The organism is Agathobaculum sp., assembly GCF_050946325.1.
GTDB lineage: Bacteria > Bacillota > Clostridia > Oscillospirales > Butyricicoccaceae > Agathobaculum.
In genome coordinates this window covers 1-3626 of sequence record NZ_JBMNUP010000166.1, presented here as the reverse complement: position 1 = coordinate 3626, position 3626 = coordinate 1, and the positions used below count along the sequence as shown (strand labels likewise).

The following is a 3626-nucleotide window of genomic DNA, read 5'->3' as shown; positions in this document are numbered from 1 at the left end:
AAACCCAAGGCGATAAAACAGAAAGCCCGCCAGCGTTGCCAGCACCAGAATCAGCGCGCTTTTCGACAAATCCAGTATTGAAAGCGGCGAAACATGCATCATTTCCCGATTCCGCTCCGCAATGCGGCCGTTTATGCCCGCGTCGGGAATGATATGAATATCCAGTTCGGGTGTCAGCTCTATCAGGCGTTCGGTCAGCGAAGGCTTGTGCAGCAGCGTTCTATGCGAAATCCCGCTGCGCCCCATCACGATCTTGGTCACACCGGACAGGCGAGAAAATTCCGCGATCTGGTCGGCCACGTCATCGCCATAAACCGTTTCAATGGACGCGCCGAGCTGCTGCGCCAGACGCATATTTGCCTGAAGCCGCGCTTTATCCGCCGCGTTCATCCATTGAAACGATTTTGTTTCCACAAAAAGTGCCGTCAATGCGCAGCGAAACGCGCCAGCCATCCGCGCGGCCGTGCGGATGATCTTAACGTTGGATGGCGCGGAGGACAGGCATATCAGCACATGCTCGTGTGCGCGGTAGCCGGTTTTGCCCGGCAGTCCGCGCGTATGCAGCGCCGCCCTGTCTGCGCACCGGCGCAGGCCGATTTCCCGCAGTGCGCTGAGCTGAGAAAGCGAATATTGGGGCGCCTGCCGTTCCGCGCCCCCGCACAGGCGGCGCTGCACAGTCTCCGGCTCGGCGTCCACAAACTCCACCTGCGCCGCCTCATCGAACACGCTGTCTGGGATGCGCTCGTTGGCTGTCGTTTGCAAAATGGAAAAGACAGCGTCCTGAATACTCTCAATGTGCTGCACATCGAGCGTAGTATAGACGTCCACGCCGGCTTTCAGCAGTTCTTCGATATCCCGACAACGCTTTCTGTTGCGGGAGGCGCCCGCATTCTGGTGAGACAAATCGTCAATCAGAATCAACTGCGGCCGCCTTTGCAGGCAGCCGTCCAGGTCCAGCTCCGGCGCCTGCTTCTCCTGCCGGACGGCTGTCTCGCAGGACAGCGTCTCAAACGGCGCGGCCAGCTTGTCTGTCTGCGGCCATCTTCCGCGCTCCAGCAGCCCAATGACCACATCTTTTCCTGTCTGCTTCGCTTCTTCCGCTGCGCGCAGCATGGCAAAGCTCTTTCCTGCGCCGGAAGCATAGCTGGCAAAAATCGTCAGTCTGCCACGCTTTTTTTCACTGGAATGTGAAGAATCCGCTGCCGCCACTTGCATCCCGCCCCCTTCCTTACCCGTATCGTATTATAGCACAAGTTTACGGTGTCTGCCTGCAAAGCCGTTTGACAAACTGTGCGGCGGACGGCATGCTGCATATCCAGAAAACGGTCTGACGCTGTGCATTTGCATGGAACGCGCACGCTGCCACGCAGCCCTGCTCCATATGTTGTAAGACAGCGGCGTCCGGCGTTTCCGTATCGGACACGATTGCCACTTCCGCCAGTCCGGCGCTCAGCAATTGTAAAATTTCCTCCTCGTCCCCCAGTATGATCGAGCAGCACGCCTGCGGATAGTGGTTATGTATATCGCGCAAAGCCGCTGCTGCAAACGGCAGAACCCACGCATTTGCCACCGCAATATGCAGGTTTTCCGCAGGCGCCGCTTTCTGCGGCGCCTGCCCCTTAAAGGCAGGCAACCGGCATATCATGCATCCCCCCAGCGCCGCTGCCAAAACAAAGCCGCCCAGTAATGCGAACGCTTCCATTGTCCTCTCTCCCTTTTCCGACGCGCATATCCCCCGTTTATATATGAAAGCATTTGGCAATATCCCGCTGTGTGCCCAGAACCAGAATGGTACTGTTTTCCGGCAGACAGGTTTCCGGTTTGATAACCGTCATGGAAAATTTCCCATTCTGCTTGATGGCTAAAATGTTAATCTGATACCGTTTCCGCACATCCAGCCGGCCGATGGTCTTTCCTACCCAGGCTTCCGGCACCTCAACTTCAAAGATGGCATGGTCATCCCCCAGCGCAATATAGTCTGCGATATGGTCGGAGCTGTATCGAATCGCCGTCCAGACTGCCATTTCCTTTTCCGGATACACCACCTCATCCGCGCCGTTGCGCAGCAGAAACTTTGCCTGCACATCGCGCGCAGCCCGCGCCACCACTTTCTCCGCGCCCAGCTCTTTGAGAAGCGACGCGGTTTCCAGCGAGCTTTGAAAATTATCGCCGATGGCAACCATACAGACATCAAAATTCCGTACGCCCAGCGAAGAAAGAAATTCCTCGCTTGTACTGTCCCCAATCTGTGCATTGGTGACAAAGGGCAGCACTGCGTTTACCCTGCTCTCATCCCTGTCCACGGCCAGAACCTGATGGTTCATCTCATTCAGCTTCATCGCCAAATAACGTCCGAAGCGTCCCAGCCCTATCAGCAGAATGGTTTTCATCCTCTGCAATCTCCTTTCTCCGTCCGGTCTATCCCACGGTAATTTTTTCCTGCGGCAGACGGGATACGTTTCCTCTTCTGTTGGCAAGCGCGGCAAAAATCAGCGTCATCCCGCCCACACGTCCAAAAAACATCAGTCCAATCAATATCAGGCGGGAAAAATCATGCAGCTGCGGCGTAGCACCCAGCGACAGCCCCACCGTTCCAATCGCAGACGCGGTTTCAAACAGACAGGTGAGAACCGGCAGCCCCTCCGTTTTGCTGATAACCAGCCCGCCAGCCACAAACAGCACCAGATACATCATCAAAACGGTTGCCGCCTGCGCTACTGCCTCACCCGCAACGCGGCGGCTGAAAAAATGCGGGCTCTCTCTGCGCCGGAATACGGCCGCCGCATTTGCCAGCAGCACTGCCAGCGTCGTTGTTTTCATGCCGCCCGCAGTCGAGCCGGGCGAGCCGCCGACCAGCATTAGAATAATGATAAGCGCCTGTCCCGTTTCGCTCACAGCGGTCAGGTCCGCCGTGTTAAAGCCTGCGGTTCTGGGCGTAACGGACTGAAAAAAAGACAGCAGCGCCCGTTCTTTCAGCGGACTGCCGGCAAATTCAAAAAAGAAAAAATATAAGGCCGGCAGCACAATCAGCATGCCGGTTACCGCCAGAATCACTTTGCTCTGCATACGATATTTGCGGAAAGACAGGCGGTTTGTACGGATATCATCCCAGGTCAGAAACCCGATACCGCCAACAACAATCAGCAGTGCAATCACAATGCTGACCACAGGATTACCTGCATAATCCGTCAAAGAAGAAAACGGCGCTTTGACGCCCATCAAATCAAACCCTGCGTTGCAGAACGCGGATATGGCGTGAAACAGCGCGTACCATACGCCTTTTATCCACCCAAACTCCCTGGCAAAAGCGGGAAAAAGCAGCGCTGCGCCCATCAGTTCTATCACCAGCACCGTTTTCAAAATAAAACCGGTCAGCCGCACAATGCCGCCCACCTGCGGCGCTGCAATCGCCTCCTGCATGGTGCTGCGCTGCATCAAACCGATCCTGCGCCCTGACAAAATGGCAAACGCACCCGCTACCGTCACAACGCCAAGGCCGCCAATTTGAATCAGCGCAAGAATAACCGCCTGCCCCCAAAAAGACCAGTAAGACGCGGTATCATGCAGCACCAGCCCTGTTACGCAAACCGCTGATGTCGAAGTGAAAAGGGCGTCCAGAAATGGCG

The 3626-nt window shown here is 56.1% G+C and carries 4 protein-coding genes; all 4 read right to left on the bottom strand.

Translation table 11 applies throughout. From position 1 onward, the window contains the following. Positions 1 to 1209: sensor protein KdpD (locus ACOYIE_RS09960; RefSeq protein ID WP_433412800.1), on the bottom strand; the 1209-nt coding region annotated here is incomplete at its 3' end. Positions 1210 to 1255: 46 nt separating this feature from the next. Further along, positions 1256 to 1702, bottom strand: coding sequence for a hypothetical protein (locus ACOYIE_RS09955; protein ID WP_433412798.1), 447 nt, complete (start codon positions 1700 to 1702; stop codon positions 1256 to 1258). A gap of 37 nt (positions 1703 to 1739) precedes the next feature. Beyond that, the gene (locus ACOYIE_RS09950; protein WP_433412796.1) at positions 1740 to 2390 is read right to left on the bottom strand and encodes a potassium channel family protein; all 651 of its coding nucleotides are present in this window, start codon (positions 2388 to 2390) and stop codon (positions 1740 to 1742) included. 28 nt (positions 2391 to 2418) lie between these two features. Further along, positions 2419 to 3626 (bottom strand): TrkH family potassium uptake protein (locus ACOYIE_RS09945; protein ID WP_433412794.1); only part of this gene is annotated, 1208 nt, incomplete at its 5' end.

Coding starts and splice junctions, on each gene's coding strand:
- ACOYIE_RS09950 (WP_433412796.1), bottom strand. CDS start 2,390: ATGAAAACCATTCTGCTGATAGGGCTGGGACGCTTCGGACGTTATTTG.
- ACOYIE_RS09955 (WP_433412798.1), bottom strand. CDS start 1,702: ATGGAAGCGTTCGCATTACTGGGCGGCTTTGTTTTGGCAGCGGCGCTG.